The organism is Collinsella sp. SGI.184, from assembly GCF_050313415.1.
GTDB lineage: Bacteria > Actinomycetota > Coriobacteriia > Coriobacteriales > Coriobacteriaceae > Collinsella.
In genome coordinates this window covers 1-16,891 of the sequence record NZ_JBNPLJ010000018.1, presented here as the reverse complement: position 1 = coordinate 16,891, position 16,891 = coordinate 1, and the positions used below count along the sequence as shown (strand labels likewise).

Sequence of the window (16,891 nt, the reverse complement as noted above, 5' to 3'; positions counted from 1 at the left end):
GATATGGAGATTAGGCTATATCCTTGTCCGCTCAGTGCGTTAAGATGCCCAGATTTCGGCCGATTGCGTTCGCTCGGGGTATACTTTCGACTATATACGGTTCTAATGTGCAAGCATTGGGCCTATTTGTCGGATTATGGATGTGGAGCGCACATGGCGAACACCCAGAACTATATCAATCACCTGCTGCAGGGCACGGGCATCACGCCGGCGTGCAGCGAAGAAGAGCGTTTGGCTGCCGAGGATATCGCCCAGATCTTCCGCAATCATGGCTTTGATCCCGAAGTCCAGGAATTTAACGCTCCTGCACCCAGCAGGCTGGCATTTGCCGTCACAGGCATTCTGTCTTTTGCCGGTGCCCTGCTTATGGGTATTGGCGGCAGCATCGGCTTAATCGGTGTTCTGCTGGCCATCGCCGGTGCCGTGTTGTATGTGCTCGAGCGTACCGGTCGCCCTGTTATCTCTCGCCTGGGCAAGACGGGCGTGAGTCAAAATGTCATTGCCTATCACAAGGCCACAGGTCCGCTTGCATCTCCGCGCAACCGTCCGGTGGTTGTTGTCGCCCATTACGATTCTCCGCGTGCCGAGCTCCTCGCTCGCGAACCGTACGCGCCGTATCGCGCGCTCATCGCCAAGATGCTGCCGGTCGCCACGATTGTCCCCGCTGCCGTCGCCATTCTGCGTATTCTGCCGCTCCCCGGCGCTCTGAAGGTTCTGCTTTGGATCGTTGCGATCCTCGCCTCTCTTGTAGCGCTCGCCAACGCGGCCAATATCATTGCCAACCGTTTTGTTCTTCCCTATACGTCCGGTGCGGTCTGCAATAAGTCTTCTGTAGCCGCGATGCTCGGTGTCATGGATAACGTTGCCCCTTACCAGGGCGAAAACGAGTTTCCCAACGACATTCCGTTTGATGACTATTTTGGTGAGCAAAAGCGTCGTGCCGAGGAGATGGCGCGCGCGGCGGCTGAGTATGCCGCTGCCCAGCAGCAAAACGACTACGGCAACACGATCGAGTACGAAGAGCCCTCCTACACCGAGGACGAGTTTGGCCAGCCGATCGCTCCCGAATCCGAGCAGGGCGAAGTTTTTGACGAGCAGATCGATGGCTTTGAGGGTGCCTCAGCTGACGAAACCCTGATTGGTGTCATTGCTCCCGAGGCTCAGGCTGAAGCCGAGGTTGCTGCCGAGCCGGTCGCGGATGAGGATGTCGTCGAGTCGATTGGGGCGCCCGCTGTCGCTGAGCCGAGCGAGCCCGAGCCCAAGCTGTATCGCAATGCTGCCGGTAATATTCGCTTTGGTTCTGATGCCATTCGTGCCTTGGGGATGCTTCCCGAGTCGTGCACGCTTGATTACGAAGAGGGCGAGGAGCCGACGATCGATCCCGCGCCTGCTTCGGTTGAACCTGTCGCCGCGCCTGCCGACGAGCCCGTCGTCGATACCGAGCCCGAGACGGAACCCGAGCCCAGCCCTGCACCCGAGCCGGACACCGCTGCACCCGCTCCGGTGGTTCAGGATGTGTACGACGATTCCGCCAGCGATTACGATGAGTATCCGCAGCGCGTTTCCTATGAGAGCGATACCGATTTTTCGGCCGATCTACCGGTCGCGACGCCCCATGCCGATATAGCATCTGCGTTCTCTTCGATTGGAGCCAGCGCTTCAAGCTTCTTTAAGGGCGCACTCGCTAAGGGTAAAAAACTTGTCGACGACCTTGAGGAAAAGCGTGCCGCTGCGCGCGAGGTGGCAGAGCAGGAGGCTATTGCCCACCAGCAGGCTGCCGAGGCCGAGCGTGAGCGTACGGCGCGGGAATTTGAACAGCATGAGGCTGAGCAGCCTGCCGCGACGGAGGTCGCCGAGGCTACGACGTCCTTTGAGGCCCAGCAGCCAATCGACGCCACCGAGACGCTCGATGCCGCGAAGTTCGATGCCACGATAACGTTCGAGAAGCAGGGTACTGCCATCGCCGAGCCCCTTTCTGTTTCCGATGAGTCCCAGGATGCTGCAGATGAGATCGAGGCACCCGAAGCCGAGCCGGCTGAGAGTGTCGATGCCGAGCAGGTTGAGAACGTTGACGCCGAGACGAACACCGCCGACGAGATTGAAGCCGACGCGACGGTCGTCGTTGAGCAAGAAGAGACCCCGGTGATTTCTAACGCCGATGAGTCCAGGCCGTACTCTACGCAGATCTTTACCATGCCTGCCCCGAGCGATCCCGGCTCCACGGTTGCCAACCCCGCATCGGCGCAGGTCGAGACGGTTGATTCGCTCATGGCACAGATTTCGTCCAAGGCCGCACCGCGTCCGCAGATGAATATCCCCGATCCCGCTTCTGCTCCGGTGCCCACACCTTCTTCTTCGCCGCTTGCCTCGGTCCCCGATCCGTCGCTGCCCTCGATGCAGCAGGCCAACGTCGCATCCCGCACATCCCTCTTCGATCTTCCCGACCCCTCGGCTCAGGCCGACGATCCTTTCGCGACGGCTCAGGGGCCCGAGCCCACGTCGGCACCGGTTGCCCCCTCCATGCCCGTTTCTTCGGGCGCTCAGCCCATCGAAACCATCTCGGCTCCCGTCGCCAAGGAGGCAAAGCCTCAGAAGCGTGGTCTGGGCGGCTTGTTCGGACGCAAAAAGAAGAATGAGCAGAACAGCATGAGCGACTGGCTGGGCGTCGAGGATGACTACGATGCCAAGAAGTCTGGCCGCGGTATCGGCTCTTGGGATAACTTTGAGGACGATGATAACGGCTGGAAGGGCGGTGCCACCTCTTCTGACGGCGCTTCTGCCGAGGACATGCTTTCGGCTGTTGCCTCCATGGGTGATGACGAGCTGCTTGGTCACGATATCTGGTTTGTGGCAACGGGTGCCTCGGATTGTGACGGCGCCGGTATGAAGGCGTTCCTCGAAGCCCATCGCGATAAGCTGCGTGGTGTGTTCTTTATCAATCTTGAGTCCATTGGAGCCGGTAGGCTTTCGGTCGTGACGATCGAAGGCGAGCAGCAGTTGCTCAAGGGTGATCGCCGCATCATGAATCTGGTCAGCAAGGTGTGCAAGTCGTTCCACGTTGATTGTGGCGCGTTTGAGATGCCCTATGCCAAGACCGATGCCTATGCCGCGCTCGAGGCGAGCCGTCGCGCCCTCACAATTGCCGGTGTCGATGGGCCGCGTCTTGCCTGCGCGCGCACCGAAGACGATTTGCCGTACAACGTCAACCCGACGAACATCGCTACGGTGTCCGAGGTTGTCACCGAGGTCATCCGCCGTTCGTAGCGGACCTCTAAGGAGTTAGCGTGTTTTCATACATCAAACGCCATTGGCCCGTCTATGTTGTTCTGTTTTTGATCGCCATCGCTATGGGTCTGGGGGCCGCATATATCGTGGGCGCTAAGGGGTCGACGCCCAGGTCCACGATGAGCGAAGAGGTGGAGCAAGAGCAGAGTTTGGGTGCCGACGGCATTTCGGATGGCGATCTGGAACTTGTTGACGGCGGGTCTGCGTCTACGGAATAGCCTTTGGTTACATACGCCAGATAACGGGCGAGCCGGCATATCGGCTCGCCCGTTATTTCTACCTACTCCTCTTTTGATGCCGAGCTTAGCCAAGTGAGCCAAATTGCTGTGCCACCGGCGGTCAATAGTGCGGTGAGAAAAGAGATGATGGGTGCATTGCCCGTATTTGGAAGATCCTGCGGAATGGCGCATTTTTGAACAACACGATCTTTATCGTGCGACTCGAGTTTTTCGCCTCCTCCGTTGCGGCAAAGGTCAACACGGGCACTGTTGGCGAGTGCGGTTTGGGGTGTATAAGATGAGGTTGCACACATCCGGATGATTGCCCCGTGTAAATCCGATTTGAGGGATGCCGTCGCGTCGTCAAGGTCGTCATGCTCGTCTTTAAGCCCATTGCGATTCCAAGAATCGTTGTCGCGCCGGGTCGTAAAGTCTGCGGAAACCGAGCCATACTCAAAGCGAATCCCCGTGATAACAGTGTCGTCCGAAAGCGTAAGGTCCTTTACTTCGAGGGTGGAAGACTCCGTGGTCGAGACATCGGCTTTCCAAAGACTCCAGCCATCGTAATCGACAATCCGCACATCCTCGCCCAGCCGCTCTTTGACCTCGGCTGTCTCGAGCCACGGGTTGGTGTGTTCATCGTCAAGTGTGGCGTTGGCCTTTTCCTTTATGCCCAACTTGTCTGCCGGTGACGTTCGATACCAAACATTGCAGAGCCCGTTTAAGTCGCCGAAGGCGATCGGGGTTTTAATGGCGACAAGTTTTGCCGTGCCGTCTTTGGCACATTCGAGATCGTCGGTGACGGTGAACTCGTCGACCCAGGTGCTCGATTCGTTTTGAGCGTCGATGGTGTAGGAATAGGAGCCCTTTCTGTCGGGTTGCGTCGCAGCCCGGTTTTTACCGTCGCCGTTCGCCACTGTTCCCTTTGCGGTTGGCCGCGCGATTTCTTGTCGCTTGTCGACGCTCCCCTTAATCTCAATCGGTGCATCCGTCATGGTTACGGCCTGGATCTTCCCCGTATCCTCGACTTCAAAGGATACGTCTTCAGCGAGGTCATAGGAGCGTGGGGACATTGTTTCGCGTAGGGTATAAGAACCGGGTTCAAGGTGCTCCACGCGATGTGGCTGCTCGGATGATATCCAAGAATCAATTTCTGTTCCATCGGCGTCGCATAAGACCAGTCGGGCGCCTTTAACTTCATGCTTGCCTGTCATATCGACCTTGGAGAAATCGACCTTGGTGTAATCATTAGGCAATTCGATCTGCGACTCGACCACGGGGACCTTCTGGTCGATATAAGTAAGCTCAACGATATGTGCTGTCCGATCAAGTAGATAGCCGTCGGGAGACTGGGTTTCAACGACTTTGTATCGTGCCGTTCCGCAACCCAGCGAAAGGTTGTCTACGCGAGCTTTACCCTGTTCATCAGTTGTGACGGTGGCAACGGCTTCACCGGCAAGGGCGGCAATGTGGCCATCGGGGCAAACGATATCGTCGGCAGCGCGAATTTCAAACTTGGCACCAGATAGGGCACTGCCGTCTACTGCGTCAGCCTTCACGATCTCGATGCTTCCGGTTGCCGCGCTGTTGAAATACGAGACGGCGGCGATAGGTGTGAGATCTGCATCGGCAGGAATCGTCACCTTCAGTTCGTCGCCCACAAGGTAGGGCGCTTTGGCTGCGACTTCTCGTACGTAATATGTGCCCGGCTTGAGCGATTCTGGCAACGTGACGGTGCCGGTCGCATTGGTGGTAAAGGTGTTCATAACGTTGTGCGTCGGATACCAGCATGTTTGAGAGATGGGTTCACGGTTGCTGTTGAGCAGCTGAAAACTAAAGCCGGCAAGGGGGACGGAAGCTCCCGTCTGGGCATCGCGTTTGATGATTTGGAGATGTGTCGAAAGGGTGTGATTGTCCACTATGTACTGAAGCTTGGCTCCGTCGGCGATTTGCTCGGGCGCGATGGTCCAATCCTCTGCCCGCTTGAAGCCTGCGGGAACAGTTTCCGGGACCTCGCGAACGGTATACCCCTCACGATCGTAGGGGATGGCTCCATGGACGCCGTCCGGTCGTGTGCCCGCGCCAAACCAGGCCTTGGGCTGGTCTTTGGTGGATGCGAAGCCATAGATATTTGTCGTCAATGTGCCTACGACCTGCTTAGAGCTGTTGCTGACGATTTCAAAGACGACGCCTTCCGCTGGCTGTTCTAATCCCGATTGCTCGCCGTTCCCGTAATCCTTGAACTTGGAAATCTCGAGGTCAAACGCAATATGAGTATTGGGGATGCGGCGTTCGAGCTCAACGACGCCCATGTCGTTTAGTTGATTGGGGCCGATCGTATAGGTCCAGCTGTCATGGGGGAGCAGGTAGCCCTCTGGTGCTTTCGATTCGTAGAGGGTAAAGGTTCCCAGGGGAATGCCGCTTAAGGTCGCCTGGCCATCGCCTTCGGTCGTGAAGGTGCGCGTCCACCCAGGGGTAGATTGCGAGACACAGGTAAATTCGGCTTTGGCGAGCGAGGTTCCCGCCTGCGCTCCGGCACTCGTGGCGGCATCGGTTTTGACGACACGCAGCGTGATAGAACCTGGCTGCTCGTTGATTGTGACATGTCCGCCGCTCTTTCCGGTGGTAAAGGCAATGCGATCGCGTCGGGACAGATAGCCTGTCGGCGCTTTGGTTTCGATTAGGTAGTATGCCGTGTTGGGCAAAAGCGTTGCCCGTGCACGACCGTTGCCGTCCATTTTGATGCTGCCGACGTGTTTGTCCGTGTTTTTCTCAAAGATGTTAAACGTCGCCCCAGCTAACTGATACGTATCGTTCCCGCTGGTAATGACAGTGTTTGCAGATCTTTTCTCAAAGGATACGTTGATGGTGGGCAAAACGTAGAGCATATCCTGGTGCCGGCCTTCGTTAGAGACGGGTCCGTGATAGCGTCTGGCGCGATGCGGGTCGGCCTTAATATTTCCGGCTTTTGCGTTGTCGTAGAGCCAGCGCGCCGCCGCGACAACCTCGGCGTCTTGATCGAACTTGCCGCTTTTGGCAACGCCGGCGTTGTTTGTATACGCAAAAGAGCCGTCGGGGCGCGTGGTTCCTTTGAGCATCCACACGGCAATCTGGGTTGCGGCGCGGGCGCGTTCGGCCGTTAGGTTATGGCCGCCAAATGATGTGGCGGAGGGGTATCCATGGCAGATGACGGCGGCAAACTCGTTGTCGAGCCATGTCCAACCCTGATTGTAGGTCCGCCAGGGTCCTCCTGGGCTGCTGGGGCCGGGGCAGTCTTGGTTCATGCAGTAAGAAATCGAGGCGTCTTGTGCCTCGTACTTGCCAATGCCAAACGGTCCGCACATATCGCTGATGGTGCGGAAACTAAGCGTATCGTTTCCATCGACGGCGCAGGCGGTACCAGGCGTGGCGCAGGCTAGAAACAACAAGAGGAATAGGAGCAGCGGTGCTGTTGCGATTGCGCTGTGGACAGAGTGCGTGGGTGCATTGGACATGGCTGCTCCTTATCCTTTGTGCGCCGCGCTGGGAGATTGCGGCGCGTGGGATGAGATTAGCGCCGGGGGTCATACGGGTAAGTACCGCGAGCTGACCAAGAACTTGCCAAGTTCCCAACAGATGGAGACCGGTTTTAGATAATCAAACAAAAGAGCAGGTAGAAGACGGTGTAAAAAAGTTACTCGAGTCCCTGTTTTCGCAATTCGAGCAACAAGAAGATGATTTTCCATGCGTAAAACAAGGGTTAGTGCCCTTGTATCAAACAAGACAACCGCGTTATACTATCCCCCACATATGCGGGCATCGCCAAGTGGTAAGGCATCAGCTTCCCAAGCTGACACTCGCGGGTTCGAGTCCCGTTGCCCGCTCCAGTTAAAAGTACAAGCACGGCACCATCACGGTGTCGTGCTTTTTTCAATAAAGCGCCGGGACTCGAACCCGACAGGGTGTGAGCGTTAAGCAAACGCGAAGCGTTTGTAGCGAGCAGGTGAAGGCGCCGACAGGCGCCTGAAGCCGGTGCGGATTTGCGAAGCAAATGCGCGGATGTCCCGTTGCCCGCTCCAGTTAAAAGTACAAGCACGGCACCATCACGGTGTCGTGCTTTTTTCAATAAAGCGCCGGGACTCGAACCCGACAAGGTGTGAACGTTAGGCAAATGGCAAAATGTTAGGTTAATACCTGCTGCCTATACTTGCACCTGCGCACGGTACAATGGTTGGGTTACGACCAACGTGCCAATAACCAAAAAGGAGCCGCTATGATCGATCGCTATACCCGCCCGGAGATGGGACACATCTTCTCCCTCGAGAACAAGTACGCCATTTGGCAGGAGATTGAGGTTCTGGCCTGCGAGGCCCAGGCGGAGCTCGGCAAGATCGGTATTTCTAAAGAAGAAGCACAGTGGATCCGCGACCACGCCAACTTTGAGAAGGAGAAGGTCGACGAGATCGAAGAAGTCACGCGCCATGACGTCATTGCCTTCCTGACCAATATGAAGGAGTATATTGACGCCGATGTTCCCGAGGGCGAGCCTAAACCCAGCCGTTGGGTTCACTATGGCATGACCAGCTCTGACTTGGGCGATACGGCCCTGTGCTATCAGCTTACCCAGGCCTGCGACCTAATTATCGAGGACGTCAAGAAACTCGGCGAGATCTGCAAACGTCGCGCTTTCGAGGAGCGTAACACGCTCTGCGCCGGTCGCACTCACGGCATCCACGCCGAGCCTATGACCTTTGGTATGAAGTTTGGCTCTTGGGCCTGGGAGCTCAAGCGCGATCTGGATCGCCTTGAGGACGCTCGCAAGAACGTCGCCTTCGGTGCCATCTCGGGTGCCGTTGGCACCTACAGCTCCATCGAGCCGTTTGTCGAGGAGTATGTCTGCGAGCACCTGGGTTTGGTTCACGACCCGCTGTCCACGCAGGTTATCAGCCGCGACCATCATGCCTACCTCGCTGGCGTCCTCGCCACCACGGCGGCCACCTGCGAGCGTATCGCTACCGAGGTTCGCAATCTGCAGAAGACCGATACGCTCGAGGCCGAGGAGCCGTTCCGCAAGGGTCAAAAGGGCAGCTCCGCCATGCCGCACAAGCGTAACCCCATCACCATGGAGAAGGTCTGCGGCCTGTCGCGCGTCGTGAAGTCCAACGCCCAGGTCGCCTTCGACAACGTCGCCCTGTGGCATGAGCGTGACATTTCGCACTCTTCTGCCGAGCGCGTCGCCCAGGCCGATAGCTTTATCGCACTTGACCACATGTTCCAGTGCCTTATCCGCGTTATCGATGGCCTCCAGCTGTATCCGGCTCGCATGATGGCCAACCTCAACAAGACCCGCGGTCTCATCTTCTCCTCCAAGGTTCTGTTGGCCCTCGTCGATACGGGCATTACCCGTGAGGACGCCTACGCAATCGTGCAGGAAAACGCCATGGCGACCTGGCATGAGGTGCAGGACTGCGTTTCCGGCCCCACCTTCAAGGAGCGCCTCGAGGCCGATCCGCGCTGCACCGTCAGCCAGGAGAAGCTCGACGAGATCTTTGATCCGTGGGACTTCCTCACCCGCATCGATACGGTCTTCGATCGTCTGGAGCAGCTGAGCTTCGAGTAGGTTCGGGCATAACGTTAGCTTTTTAGGGCGCTTTGCTGGTAATGTGTGTTGCCGGTAAAGCGCCTCGTTGCATTTATGGAAAGACGGGGATAATAGTCGTCTCGAATGACATTCTGAGAAGGAGATCGCATGATTTCGTTTGATTACAAGCCCCAGGGCGTGTGTACTCGCAATATTCACCTCAATCTTTCCGATGACGGCAGCAAAGTGCTGGGCGTTGAGTTTACCGGCGGCTGCAACGGCAACCTCAAGGCCATCTCTAAATTGGTCGAAGGTGTTTCTTCCGATCGTGTGATTGAGGTGTTGGCCGGCAATACGTGCGGCACGAAAAAGACCTCCTGTGCCGACCAGCTTACGCGTGCCATCGAGGCCGCGCGTGCCGAGATTGCCTAATGAGTATTTTTGATCGCGTTAAGAATGGGGTAACGCGCCGAGGATTTGTGTTGGGTGGTGCTGCCGCGAGTGCTGCCACGCTGCTTGCGGGGTGCTCGAAAAAAACGGGCACCAGCGATGATGCTGCCGGTGAGCCGCAGGTTATCAAAGATGATTCCAAGATCGTCTCGATTACCGAAGAGTATGAGGCCGTCGACATTGATCTTAAGCCGACGGCGTCGTGGACGTTGCCATTGGGGACGCTGCTGTACTACTGCGATGGAGGTTACGCTGCGGCGATGATGGCGCCCGCATCTGCGCTGCATGCCAACACGCTTGGCGTGTTCAACATGGGGGACGGCTCACTCACCACGTTGATTGACGATCCTGTCGAGGGTTCCGGTTATGCGTTTTACGACGTTCGCGCCACCGATAGCGTGTTTGCGTGGGTTGAGATGAACTACGCGAATTCGTCGTGGAAGCTCTATGCGCAAACCCTGTCGGGCGCGGCGCTTACTGGTAATGCCGTTGAGCTTGATCGCGGCGGTGAGGACTACGACCCTCCGCTGTTTACCGCCTTTGACTCGTCGGTCATCTGGTACAAGATGCCTTCGACCGGTGGCAATAAGACCGGCAGCGATTCATATTGCTACCGCCGTTCGCTCGATGAATCTAAAGCGGAGGCAATCTGGAAGTCGACAGGCCGCTTTGCGTCTGCACCGCGCGTGAGCGATGGCATCCTGACTATCTCACCCCGCGTGCGCAATGACGAGGGCGTCTACTACGGCATGACGGCGATCGACCTGACGGACGGCAACAATACCAAGAGGGCTCAGCTGGTCCTTCCTTCGTCGGTGTCACCTTTCGAGGCCGTATATATGGGCGATACGTTTGTGTTCTCCATTGAGGCGACCTATGCCGGCGTGGGCGGCCTGGGCAATATGGGTACCTACATTGGTAACGAGGGCGGCCCGTATCAATTTCTATCGCGCGAACCGCTTGCGTGCGCCGCCGGCAGGAAGGGCAAATATCTGGTTAAGGTTCAGGCATCGCATTTTCTGATCGATACCTCCGCTAAAACCTATGGTTCGCTGCTGTCGCCCGACCGCGCTCTCGAATATGGCGACTATCCAGCTACGGCGGGAAAATCGAATACGTTTTTAACCTATGCCACGGTGCGTAATAGCCAAGGAATTCCCGAGACGGTTACCGCTCGCCTGTTCTCTCTTTAGCGCCGAGGGGTTAAAAAGGCGCCAACGGGGGAATAAGCCCATTGTAACCGTGAGTACCGCCCGCCGAGCTGTCGCGCCCATGCGATACCCGGTGGGCTCAGGTGCGTTAAAATGGGCTTGTTCTTAGCTAATTGAGACAGGGGGGCCGTGTTATGGCTTCAGATGCAAAAAAGATTCTGCTGGTCGAGGACGAGAAGGCGATCCGTGACGCTGTCGCTGCCTATCTCGAGCGCGAGGGCTACTGGGTTGTTGGCGTTGGCGATGGCCAGTCTGCGATCGAGGAGTTCGAGAAGCACCAGTTCGACCTAGTTGTGCTCGACCTTATGCTCCCCAAGATCCCCGGCGAGCGCGTTTGCCGCACTATCCGCGATACCTCGGATGTGCCCATCATCATGCTTACCGCCAAGGGCGAGATCGAGGATCGCATCATCGGTCTCGAGCTTGGTGCCGACGACTACCTGATCAAGCCGTTCTCGCCGCGCGAGCTCGTCGCCCGCGTTCGCGCCCTGTTCCGTCGTGCTCACCAGGCAGACGAGCCCGCCGTTGAGGTGCTCGACTTTGGCGATCTGGTCATCGATATCTCGGGCCACAAGATCTTGGTCGAGGGCAAGGAAGTTGATTTGACCGCTTCCGAGTTTAAGCTGCTTACCACGCTTGCTCGCCATCCCGGTCGCGTCTATAACCGTATGGAGCTGGTCGAGAAGGTGCTCGGCTACGACTTTGAGGGCTACGAGCGCACCATCGACAGCCACGTGAAGAACCTTCGCGCCAAGCTGGGCGACGACCCCAAGAAGCCTAAGTGGCTCTATACCGTTCACGGCGTCGGTTATCGCTTCGAGGCTCCGGCCAAGACCGATAAGTCGGACGAGAAATAGGTAAATCACATATGACACCTGCGCGCTTTGAAATCGGACAAAAGCACAAGCAGGAGAACGAGGCGGGTTCCAAGGCAAGTTGGAACACGCCTCGTTCCGATTCACGGCCGGCGATGAGCTATCCCTCGCGTATGGCTTTGGCTTTTGCCCTGACATCGCTCATGACGGTATTGGTGCTGGTGGGCGTTGTCTCCGTTGTGTGGGGTACCGTCTTTTCGGATTACACGCGCTCCAATATCGTCGAGATCGCCAATTCTGCTGCCGAAAAGCTTGCGACGTCGTATGAGGAAAACGGCAATTGGACTGCGGGCGAGCTGCGCACGGTCGCGACATCGAGCTTGGTGTCCGACGACCTGGGTATGCAGGTCGTCAACAAAAAGGGCGTTGTCGTTTATGACGACTCATGGCCTTCGGCAAGTGCGACCGCCGATGTGCGCGAGAGCGAATTGCCGTCGAGCAGCTCGAGCGGTAAAAAGGCCTCGCATAGCCCGGTCTCGTCAGCGCCCACCGACTCCGATAGCGTTGCCAACGTCGAAATCGTTACGTCCTCTGGCGAGCATGTCGGACAGGTAAAGCTATGGGCTATCGGCTCCGACGCTCTGCTCACTAAGGCAGATTCTGCGTTTAGGGAGAAGACCTTTAACGCCATGGCTCTTGCCGCGGTTGTTGCAATCTGCATCTCGGTCGTTATCGGATCGCTCGTGTCGCGCATGCTTACCAAGCCGATTCATCGTATTACGAGCACAGCCAAGCAAATTCGCGACGGCGATCTGTCTGCTCGTACGGGCTTGCGCGGCGATGACGAAATCGACCAGCTGGGTGAGACCTTTGACGAGATGGCCACCTCGCTCGAGAAAGATATGAAGCACGAAAAGCGCCTGACCTCGGATGTCGCACACGAGCTTCGTACACCGCTCATGGCCATGCTTGCAACGGTCGAGGCCATGCAAGACGGCGTGTACCCCACCGACGACGAGCATCTGGAGACGGTCGCTTCCGAGACGCGTCGCCTGGCTCGTTTGGTGCAGCAGATGCTTGACCTATCGCGTATGGAAAACAGCACGGCTCCGCTCAATCTCGAACCGGTGGATATGGTTCCGTTCGTGCGATCGATTGTGAACGGCCAGGAGCGTCTGTTTGCCGACCGTGACCTTCGCCTTCGCTTTGCAGATGAAACCCAGGGGCACGACGATGTCGTCGAGGCCGATCCCGACATGATCACGCAATGCGTCATCAATCTCATGAGCAACGCCATGCGCTACACCCCCGAGGGCGGTTGGGTCGTAGTGTCGGTGCTCAGTGACCGCAAGCATGTCAGTATTGCCGTTTCGGATACCGGTATCGGTATTGCCAAGGACGATCTGTCGCGTATCTTCGGACGATTTTGGCGCGCCGATGCCAGCCGCGCCCGCGAAGCTGGCGGCCTGGGCGTCGGCCTCGCCGTAACTAAACAGATCGTCGAGCGTCACCATGGCTACATATCCGTGGAGTCGGAGCTTGGAAAGGGTACGACTTTTACGATTCATCTGCCCCGCGAGCACACGGCGGACGCGGCATCTACTACAATGGAGCACTAGCTTTTCGCTATTCGGTGAAGGAGGGACCGCGTCCCTGCCGCTCCGAGTTTGCGAAAACGTGCGGTAAAGAACCCGCATTTCTGTCGTATTTAGGTAAGGAGTGACTCACGTGACAACGATGGAGCGTCGTCCGGATTCCCGTGGCAAGGTTCGTGATATCTACGATGCCGGCGAAAACCTGTTGATGGTCGCCACCGATCGCATTTCTGCGTTCGACTTTATTCTTCCCGACGAAATTCCGTTTAAGGGAGAGGTGCTCAACCGTATCTCGGCGTTCTGGTTCGACAAGTTTGCCGATATCATCCCCAATCACCTCGTCTCCATCGATCCGGCGGATTTCCCCAAGGAGTTTGCCGAGTATCGTGACTATCTCGCAGGCCGCGCCATGCTGGTTAAGAAGGCCCAGACGATTCCTATCGAGTGCATCGTCCGCGGCTATCTGACCGGTTCGGGCAAGAAGACCTACGACGAGAACGGCACCGTCTGCGGCATCCAGCTGCCTGAGGGCCTGACCGAGGCCTCCAAGCTCCCCGAGCCGCTGTTCACCCCGTCCACGAAGGCCGAGATCGGTGATCACGACGAGAATATCTCGTTTGAGCGTTGCTGCGAGATCGTTGGCGAGGACATCGCCACGCAGATCCGAGATCTGTCTCTTAAGATCTACAAAGCTGCCGCCGAGTATGCAGCGACCCGTGGCATCATCATTGCCGACACCAAGTTTGAGTTTGGTGTCATCGATGGCAAGGTCACGCTGATCGACGAGTGCCTCACGCCCGACTCCAGCCGTTTCTGGCCTGCCGCCAGCTACGAGGAGGGTAAGATTCAGCCTAGCTACGACAAGCAATTCGTCCGCAATTGGCTCAAGGCCAACTGGGATATGACGGGGGAGACCCCGCATCTGCCCGCCGAGGTCATCGATGGCACGTCCGAGCGCTATCGCGAGGCCTTCCAGATCATCACGGGCTCCCAGTTTACAAGCATGAAGGAGAACGCGTAAGTGAGTACCCGCAGCGCCACGAACAAGCGCACGCAATCCCACGAGGTTACCGGGGTTGCGCGCAAGTCCGCCGCATCCGCCAAGCCAGCTCGTCAGGCAGCGAGTTCTGTTCGCGTCGTGCCGGCATCATCCAAGGCACGCCGCAAGGAGCTCGAGAAGGGCGAGAGCCTTGAGGGCCTCTCTAAAGAGGAGAAGCGCGCCCGCAAGGCTAAGCGGCGCGCCAAGGAGGACCGCATCTACACGGTGTCGAGCATCCTTCTCAAGCAGGATGAGGACTACACCAAGCGCCGCCGCATCTGGTGGGCCGTGCTTACTATCGGCATGGTGCTCGTCGTGGCCATTTGGTCTTCGCTGTACTTCGCTCCCGCTGGCATGGTGTCCAGCCCCGTCCAGATGGCCGGCATTGTTTTGTCCTACATCGTCATTCTGGGTGACTTCATCTACGACTTCGTGCGCATCCGTCCCTTGCGTAATATGTATCGCGCGCAGGCCGAGGGCATGTCCGATAACAAGCTCAACGCTATCATCGAGCGCTCGGCTGCCAAAGAGGACAAGAAGGCCTCCAAGAAGAAGTAGTAGCGTTACAACCTATAGATATCGCTAAGATATAAGGCGCGTCGTTTTTTGCGGCGTGCCTTTTTACTGTCCTGTAGATAGATGGAGTGGCACATGATTCGAGCTGCCCTGACGGTCGAAGAGGCTCTGGAGGGTATGAAGTCCCTGGAGCCCAAGATTAAAAATTATGCGCGTCTCGTTGTTCGCAAGGGCGTCAACGTTAAGCCCGGTCAGGAGGTCGTCGTTCAGTCTCCCGTCGAGTGCGCGTCATTTGCGCGCGTGGTGGTTGCGGAGGCTTATGACGCCGGTGCCGGTCACGTGACGGTCATCTGGGCTGACGATGCCGTGACGAGGCTTACCTACGAGCATGTCGAGAAAAGCTATTTTGAGCAGACTCCCGAGTGGAAGCGCATACAGCTGGATTCGTTGGCTCAGGACGGAGCCTGCTTTATCTTTATTGAGGGCACGGACCCTGCTGCCCTCAAGGGCATCGATCCCGCTAAGCCTGCCGCAGCTTCTAAGGCGAGGAACATGCAGTGTAAGGTCTTTCGCCGTGGACTGGACTACAACATTAACCCGTGGTGCATCGCCGGCGCTCCGGTCGCTGCTTGGGCGCGCGAGGTATTCCCGGGAGACGCCGATGAGGTTGCAGTCTATAAGCTGTGGAATGCGATTCTGCACACCGCTCGTGCTGATGGCCAGGACCCGGAGAGCGACTGGGAGCTCCATGACGCCACATTCGAAAAGAACCTGCGCTTCCTAAACGATAATCAATTTGATTGCCTGCACTACACCGCTTCGAATGGAACTGATCTGACGATTGGAATGACGAAAGGCCATGAGTGGGCCGGCGGCAAGGGAAAAACTCCCGACGGTCACCCTTTCTTCCCCAACATTCCCACCGAGGAGGTCTTCACCTCGCCCGACCGTATGCGCGCCGACGGCATCGTGTACTCGGCTATGCCGCTCATTCACCACGGCAATAAGGTTGACGATTTTTGGATTAAGTTCGAGAACGGCCGCGTAGTGGACTATGACGCTCGCGTGGGTAAGGCAACGCTTGCGAGCATTATTGAAACCGATGAAGGTGCTGCTCATCTGGGCGAGGTCGCGCTTATTTCCAAGAACACACCGATTCGTGAAAGCGGCATTCTATTCTACGACACACTCTATGACGAGAACGCCAGCTGTCACCTTGCGTTGGGTGTCGGTTTTCCCGAGTGCATCGAAAGCGGGTATGACATGTCCAAAGAGGAACTTCTGGAGCATGGCGTCAACGTTTCGAGCACGCACGTTGACTTTATGATTGGCACGGACGACATCGATATTACGGGCATTACACCTGATGGACGTGAAATTGTGATTTTCCAGAACGGCCAATGGAGTTGGGAATAGTCTCAGACCGTGGTACAATGCCATCCGCGGGCCGTTAGCTCAGCTGGCAGAGCAGGGGACTTTTAATCCCAAGGTCCAGGGTTCGAACCCCTGACGGCCCACCATAGAATAGAAAAGCGACTGGCGGATGCCGGCCGCTTTTTTGTTGCCGGTGCACGGGTTCGAACCCGAAAGGGCGCGGAGCTGAGGAAACGCGTCAGCGTTTGCCAGCGCAGCGCGCGAGGCGCGGAGGCGCCGAAGCGGCCGCCCGCGCAGCGGGCCCGAACCCCTGACGGCCCACCATAGAATAGAAAAGCGACTGGCGGATGCCGGCCGCTTTTTTGTTGCCGGTGCACGGGTTCGAACCCGATCTTCTCTATATATAAGGACGCCTGGCGGCCAAAACCAGCCTTTTACCGACAGGAAACCAAAACCAGATGCCGTTAGAGTAAAGTAGCGCACCAGAGATGACCGATACCTCAACACCTATAAACCAGCTGGTCATCGCCAATACCGGAAGCCGATGCTTCAGATATGACTTCAGTGAAACAGCTGAAGGATCAATTTATTTGTGAACAAAATATGGAGTGCGTGATTCCCGCCCCGCGGGCCCCTCCGGTCTGGCAATATATCTCCTTGCCGCGCGGCCCGGTCGGACCGGATTGACCGCGAGGGCGTGCACCTTGAGAACCGGATACTGCGAGGATGGACACACCAGATGTGTCGCATCCGGGCAGACATCGAACCATTTGAAATGGTCTGACTTGGATTCGTTTTTCGCAAGGCCGCCGAGAGGCGGCCCCGAGG

The 16,891-nt window shown here is 57.3% G+C and carries 11 protein-coding genes and 2 tRNA genes; 12 read left to right on the top strand and 1 reads right to left on the bottom strand.

All coding sequences use genetic code 11. The features are described 5' to 3' along the window. Positions 1–153 precede the first annotated feature (153 nt). Together ACQRAJ_RS06875 and ACQRAJ_RS06870 are read left to right on the top strand one after the other, a co-directional pair. A complete protein-coding gene (locus tag ACQRAJ_RS06875) occupies positions 154–3,264 on the top strand; it encodes a hypothetical protein (protein WP_427748140.1) in 3,111 nt (1,036 codons plus the stop codon). Between the two features lie 20 nt (positions 3,265–3,284). After that, complete coding sequence (locus ACQRAJ_RS06870; protein ID WP_427729007.1) at positions 3,285–3,503, top strand: hypothetical protein; 219 nt, start codon at positions 3,285–3,287, stop codon at positions 3,501–3,503. A gap of 62 nt (positions 3,504–3,565) precedes the next feature. Here ACQRAJ_RS06870 and ACQRAJ_RS06865 read toward each other — a convergent pair whose 3' ends face one another. After that, the gene (locus tag ACQRAJ_RS06865; protein ID WP_427748138.1) at positions 3,566–6,997 is read right to left on the bottom strand and encodes a SpaA isopeptide-forming pilin-related protein; all 3,432 of its coding nucleotides are present in this window, start codon (positions 6,995–6,997) and stop codon (positions 3,566–3,568) included. A gap of 297 nt (positions 6,998–7,294) precedes the next feature. On the opposite strand from ACQRAJ_RS06865, the gene ACQRAJ_RS06860 reads away from it, so the two are divergent. From ACQRAJ_RS06860 to ACQRAJ_RS06815, 10 genes are all read left to right on the top strand, one after another. Continuing rightward, positions 7,295–7,369: transfer RNA gene (locus tag ACQRAJ_RS06860), tRNA-Gly, on the top strand. A gap of 386 nt (positions 7,370–7,755) precedes the next feature. Further along, positions 7,756–9,102, top strand: coding sequence for an adenylosuccinate lyase (gene purB, locus ACQRAJ_RS06855; RefSeq protein ID WP_427748137.1), 1,347 nt, complete (start codon positions 7,756–7,758; stop codon positions 9,100–9,102). 129 nt (positions 9,103–9,231) lie between these two features. Then, positions 9,232–9,495, top strand: coding sequence for a TIGR03905 family TSCPD domain-containing protein (locus tag ACQRAJ_RS06850; RefSeq protein ID WP_427717875.1), 264 nt, complete (start codon positions 9,232–9,234; stop codon positions 9,493–9,495). Continuing rightward, positions 9,495–10,706 (top strand): hypothetical protein, encoded by a 1,212-nt coding sequence (locus tag ACQRAJ_RS06845; protein WP_427748135.1) that lies wholly within the window; start codon positions 9,495–9,497, stop codon positions 10,704–10,706. The genes ACQRAJ_RS06850 and ACQRAJ_RS06845 overlap by 1 nt, the downstream gene beginning before the upstream one ends. Before the next feature lie 152 nt (positions 10,707–10,858). Continuing rightward, positions 10,859–11,581 carry a response regulator transcription factor gene (locus tag ACQRAJ_RS06840; protein ID WP_006236208.1) on the top strand — a complete coding sequence of 241 codons (723 nt, stop codon included), beginning with the start codon at positions 10,859–10,861 and terminating at the stop codon, positions 11,579–11,581. 11 nt (positions 11,582–11,592) lie between these two features. Further along, complete coding sequence (locus tag ACQRAJ_RS06835) at positions 11,593–13,158, top strand: sensor histidine kinase (RefSeq protein WP_154516828.1); 1,566 nt, start codon at positions 11,593–11,595, stop codon at positions 13,156–13,158. 118 nt (positions 13,159–13,276) lie between these two features. Continuing rightward, positions 13,277–14,155: a phosphoribosylaminoimidazolesuccinocarboxamide synthase gene (locus ACQRAJ_RS06830; protein ID WP_427748164.1), complete on the top strand. Its 879-nt coding sequence runs from the start codon at positions 13,277–13,279 to the stop codon at positions 14,153–14,155. Further along, positions 14,156–14,731 carry a hypothetical protein gene (locus ACQRAJ_RS06825; RefSeq protein ID WP_427717870.1) on the top strand — a complete coding sequence of 192 codons (576 nt, stop codon included), beginning with the start codon at positions 14,156–14,158 and terminating at the stop codon, positions 14,729–14,731. Positions 14,732–14,824: 93 nt separating this feature from the next. Beyond that, positions 14,825–16,105: an aminopeptidase gene (locus tag ACQRAJ_RS06820; protein ID WP_427748134.1), complete on the top strand. Its 1,281-nt coding sequence runs from the start codon at positions 14,825–14,827 to the stop codon at positions 16,103–16,105. 28 nt (positions 16,106–16,133) lie between these two features. Beyond that, a tRNA-Lys gene (locus tag ACQRAJ_RS06815) sits at positions 16,134–16,209 on the top strand. Positions 16,210–16,891 lie beyond the last annotated feature (682 nt).

What these genes read in the sequence shown, in the direction of transcription:
- ACQRAJ_RS06875 (WP_427748140.1), top strand. Translation starts at nt 154, where the DNA reads ATGGCGAACACCCAGAACTATATCAATCACCTGCTGCAGGGCACGGGC.
- ACQRAJ_RS06865 (WP_427748138.1), bottom strand. Translation starts at nt 6,997, where the DNA reads ATGTCCAATGCACCCACGCACTCTGTCCACAGCGCAATCGCAACAGCA.
- purB (WP_427748137.1), top strand. Translation starts at nt 7,756, where the DNA reads ATGATCGATCGCTATACCCGCCCGGAGATGGGACACATCTTCTCCCTC.
- ACQRAJ_RS06850 (WP_427717875.1), top strand. Translation starts at nt 9,232, where the DNA reads ATGATTTCGTTTGATTACAAGCCCCAGGGCGTGTGTACTCGCAATATT.
- ACQRAJ_RS06845 (WP_427748135.1), top strand. Translation starts at nt 9,495, where the DNA reads ATGAGTATTTTTGATCGCGTTAAGAATGGGGTAACGCGCCGAGGATTT.
- ACQRAJ_RS06840 (WP_006236208.1), top strand. Translation starts at nt 10,859, where the DNA reads ATGGCTTCAGATGCAAAAAAGATTCTGCTGGTCGAGGACGAGAAGGCG.
- ACQRAJ_RS06835 (WP_154516828.1), top strand. Translation starts at nt 11,593, where the DNA reads ATGACACCTGCGCGCTTTGAAATCGGACAAAAGCACAAGCAGGAGAAC.
- ACQRAJ_RS06830 (WP_427748164.1), top strand. Translation starts at nt 13,277, where the DNA reads ATGGAGCGTCGTCCGGATTCCCGTGGCAAGGTTCGTGATATCTACGAT.
- ACQRAJ_RS06820 (WP_427748134.1), top strand. Translation starts at nt 14,825, where the DNA reads ATGATTCGAGCTGCCCTGACGGTCGAAGAGGCTCTGGAGGGTATGAAG.